The sequence below is a fragment of the Sedimentitalea sp. genome (assembly GCF_039973035.1).
Lineage (GTDB): Bacteria > Pseudomonadota > Alphaproteobacteria > Rhodobacterales > Rhodobacteraceae > Sedimentitalea.
Map to the genome: position 1 here is coordinate 1 of NZ_JBDWLR010000010.1, position 4,067 is coordinate 4,067.

Below are 4,067 nucleotides of genomic sequence, written 5' to 3' on the forward strand. Positions count from 1 at the left end.
GTCAGCCCAGACCAAATGGCGCAAACTCGACGGCGCAAACCGCATGCCTGAGATCATCCGGGGGATTGAATTCAAGGACGGGATCAAGCAACTTCAAAAAGCCGCCTGATCACGCCGTCACCAACATTCGGGCATAGCTCCGTGAGCTGCACCGCAGCGTAGTTTATGCAACCGAATGTCCGGTAAGGGCCGACACCAGCCCAGATAGCTTAAGACTTAGAATTCTTCCCGCCATTTAACGGCAGTCATCTGAAGCCAGCTGGGCAGAAGCGGTTTCAAGGTTGTTGATAGATCCTCAGTGGCGGCGGTTCGGATCAGATTGAGCACCTGTTTGTCATCGCGGCTGAGTGCTCGTTTCGGCCAGGCACCCTTGATGCTCTCCACCGCCTGCGAGAAGCCCTCGGTCCAGGCCTGGAAGCGCTTCGGGGGCAGGTCTCGGAGCTCTCCGCCGATCTCGCCGAGGATCACAGCCTCGTTCAGCGCGTCGTACCGCAGCATAAGGATGTCGAGGATGCGTTGAATGGAACCGTGGCCTTTCACCTCGATCCCCTCCATGAGCGGCATCAGCCATTCATTAGGTGATGCGAATTCCGGGGCAATAAGCACCGCGGTCAGGTAGCCATCGATCTGATCCGGTTTGAGCGGGCTGCCTTTGAGCAACTTGGCCAACTCGCCCTGTCGTTCAGCCTCGACTTCAGGCGGCTCGAGGCCTTCGTTGTCCCACTCCAATTCATCGTCGAAAGCTTCCATCGCGCGCGCTTCTATCACCTCCAGCGTTTGCTCGAGGATATCTTCAAAGACGGGTATTTTCTTGATCTCTCGTCCAGCCTCCAACGCCTGGGCGACAGCGGCAAAGCTCATCCATGCGTCAGGTGGGACGTTGTGGCCGTGGCGTAGGATCAGCGCTGATCGGGCAAAGATTTTTGCCCAGCGATCACGCTTTTCCTCAAGATGTCCCGCGACGATCTTCTTTGCGCTGGCGACGGTTGACGCCTCTTCAAGCGCTGCCATCAAAGTGGCGTCAGAGACAAACCAGCTGCTGGAGATGTCATGCTCCGAGAACCAGTCCCGGCTCTTGCCGATCAACCGGCCGCGGCGGTTGTCTGACAGAGCTGCAAGCTGTCCTTGCGGATCAACTGCCGCGAGAAGAGCCGCATTCCCCCCGGTTTGTGGCGTCACATCGCCAATACCGAACATCGGCGCAACATCCAGGAAGCCCGGCGTCGTCACCGCACCGCGCGCCAGCCCGTCGCCAAGGGCGAAGCCAATGGCGGGGGCGAGGTAGGACGCCGACACGTCATGCATCGCCATCGTCAGTTCAATTTGTTCAACGATGGATTTCTGATCACCTCTGCTGGAACAAGGAATGACATAAGCGTCCTTTATCCCGTGCCCTTCCTTGATCATTGCTGCGGCCACCGCGCGCGTGCTTCCGCGGCTACAGACCCCCAAAATGCTTTGCGAGCCGGTGCCGTCGGGAAGCGACGTCATCACTCGATGAAGCTTCCAAGGTTGCGGGACAGCTCCACCTGACGGCTCCCGTCGCAGAGCAGTCTTTATCAGCGTATCGAGCGCTTTGCCGTTTGGCAGCCAGTTACGGATCAGGATGAGGTCGGACAGCAGAGCAGCATCTACTTTTGCGCTTTGTGCAAGCAGCCCGAACCCGGCGATGGCCGCATCGCGCATCTCCGCAACCGGATCGAGCAGAAAGTACCGCCCCATAACAATCATGCGTGGGTCACCTTGCCCGATCGTCTGCGTCAAAAATGCGGTTGTCACTTGAGCCGGCATAGCGCCCACAACTTCGCGAAGCCCGGTATAGGCCTCAAAAGGCGTGGACCCATCCGGGACAAGCCCTTCCGCGAGATCCGCGACATCCGGAAGTTCGGGGATCTCGCCTTCAGCAAAAGCTTCAAAGACGTCGGGTGCCGTACGCAGTTGGTCGGGGGGTGTGAGACTGGCGCGGAGGTAAGCCTGGCAAAGTCCGAAGCAGATCTTGACATCAAGCTCACCTGCCTCAATCCGTTCTGCCAGACCCGCCTCAAGGACCTGGAAAAAGTCGCGCGTGCCCGGCTCCTCATTTTCATGGTTTATTCGCGCCTCGTCCAAGATGCGGGACATAAGCATAAGACAATCATCGGTGTGCTCTGTGCCAGCGTCGGGCAGCGTGTCGGCGAGTTCCAGAACCGTTTCTGGATCTTGCGAAAGAGGCGCCGCCCATCGATCCGCCCACAACAGCGTTCCGCTTGGATCACCTGCGGTTGGCCGATCCATAAGACAAGTATCTACTACCTCAGTCACCAATGCCCCCAATTTCTTGCAGCGTCCCACCGCGACAAGCCTTTAGCGCGCGCCCGGTCTCAGTAGAGGCTAACACTGGCAAGTGGTGTCCGAAAGTCGGCTTCGTTCGTTGACCTTGTGAATTCGACGGACCTTGAATTTGGCACGCGCGGAAGTTGTTTCCTTCGATGGGCTGCGCCGCAGCATCTCGGCATATCGGTGCACGCAGCAATGGGCCGCGACCTACGATTTCATGTTAGACCTAAAGTAGAATCGCTGCGGCGCGGTTCTCGCCAGTGTTCGGACCTTAGCCCAATACCCACAGCCCGCGCGGGAAGGCCTCTTAGCACCGAGAACCTATTTAGCAGTTTGACGACAAAAGGCGGATTTGGTGGAGAGTTCGTGTTTAGCGCTGGCATCAAGATAAACTTGTGAGCCACCACCTGAGCTTTCTGGGTCATATTTGCGGGCCAGGCTCGGCGCTTCTGCACTTGAGCAAGGTGTTTCGGACCGACGGTACGGGTCAAAAGAGACGGTCCTAACAGGCGTGCAGTTGCCACGGCGTCTTGAATGGCAAGATTGATGCCGACTCCGCCCACAGGAGACATGGCGTGAGCTGCATCACCGATGCACAGGAAGCCGTCTCGCCACCATGTCGTGAGTCGGTTTACTTGCACAGTCAGCAGTTTGACTTGATCCCATGAGGTCAAGGCCAAGGTCGCTGTTGAAAGTTCAGGAGCAATTGCAGAAATTCTCTGACGAAACGCCTCTAGTCCCTCCGCCCGAATGACATCCGCTGCCCCTTTTTGGAATGGCAAGGCACACTGCCAATAATCGCCACGATTGAGTTGGACAAGAAACCCACGCGAGCCTACCTGCGCTAAAGGTTCAATTGTCTTTGTTGGCGTTCTGGGCAAACGCATCCAGAACACGTCAATCGGTGCACCGAGGTCTTCAACCTTCAGTCCGGAGGCATCGCGAAGTGTGGAATCTCGCCCATCAGCGCCAACCGTAAGGTCGGCGTGAATGACAAATGATCCATCTTTGTCACTTGCTCTTACGCCGACAATTTTCCCCTCATGAACAATCAGGTCTTCAGCTTTGGTGAGTTGGAGAAGCCTGAAGTTCGGATATGTGTGCGCTGCGTCAGCCAAGCAATCAAGGAAATCCCATTGCGGCATCATAGCGATATACTTGCAGTGCGTGGATAGCTGACCAAAGTCAGCGACTTTGAAGCCCTGTCCCGAAATTGTCACAGATGCCTGGTGGATTTTCTGATGAGGACGAGTAAGCAATCCATCCAATAAACCCAGTTCATGGAACAGCTCCAGCGTCGACGGGTGAACAGTATCCCCGCGAAAATCACGCAGGAAATCTGCATGCTTGTCCAAGACGATAACGTCGACTCCTTGTCGCGCCAAAAGGTAGCCTGTCATCAACCCTGCGGGGCCGCCGCCAGAAATAACGCACTGAGTTTCTAACGATCGCATGGCCTTCCTTCCTCAGTGTCCCTCGGCAATTTCGCAAGACTGGACTTGGTTTTCGAAGCATACAACACACTTCGACCCCGTCCAATCAGAGGCTCGGTCGTTCCCAAACCAATTTGTGAAAATCGAACCCGTATTCGAGCTCAGGTTTTATCACTTCGAGATATAGCTGAAAGTTGGTGATGGCCCTGAGGGGCGGCATATCATGGCGTTGTTCACGCGCCGCAATTCTCATCTGAGAAAAGGATATGCCACATGACGACAAATACCATTACCCAATTGCCCGATCCACAGGGATTT

At 56.2% G+C, this 4,067-nt stretch carries 3 protein-coding genes; 1 reads left to right on the plus strand and 2 read right to left on the minus strand.

The window, feature by feature from the left end; genetic code table 11:
• Positions 1-216 precede the first annotated feature (216 nt).
• Entirely contained in the window at positions 217-1,686 is a 1,470-nt protein-coding gene (locus tag ABJO75_RS01370) for a UPF0149 family protein (protein WP_348432358.1), read from the minus strand.
• A gap of 57 nt (positions 1,687-1,743) precedes the next feature.
• Between ABJO75_RS01370 and ABJO75_RS01375 the strand changes: the two genes are divergently transcribed.
• Entirely contained in the window at positions 1,744-2,367 is a 624-nt protein-coding gene (locus tag ABJO75_RS01375; protein ID WP_348432359.1) for a hypothetical protein, read from the plus strand.
• Between the two features lie 164 nt (positions 2,368-2,531).
• Here the strand turns inward: ABJO75_RS01375 and ABJO75_RS01380 are convergent, their stop codons facing one another.
• A complete protein-coding gene (locus ABJO75_RS01380; protein ID WP_348129291.1) occupies positions 2,532-3,770 on the minus strand; it encodes an FAD-dependent oxidoreductase in 1,239 nt (412 codons plus the stop codon).
• Between the last annotated feature and the right edge of the window lie 297 nt (positions 3,771-4,067).

Bases quoted from the DNA above. Each gene is read 5' to 3' on its own strand.
- ABJO75_RS01370 (WP_348432358.1), bottom strand. From the start codon at position 1,686: ATGCGCGATGCGGCCATCGCCGGGTTCGGGCTGCTTGCACAAAGCGCA.
- ABJO75_RS01380 (WP_348129291.1), bottom strand. From the start codon at position 3,770: ATGCGATCGTTAGAAACTCAGTGCGTTATTTCTGGCGGCGGCCCCGCA.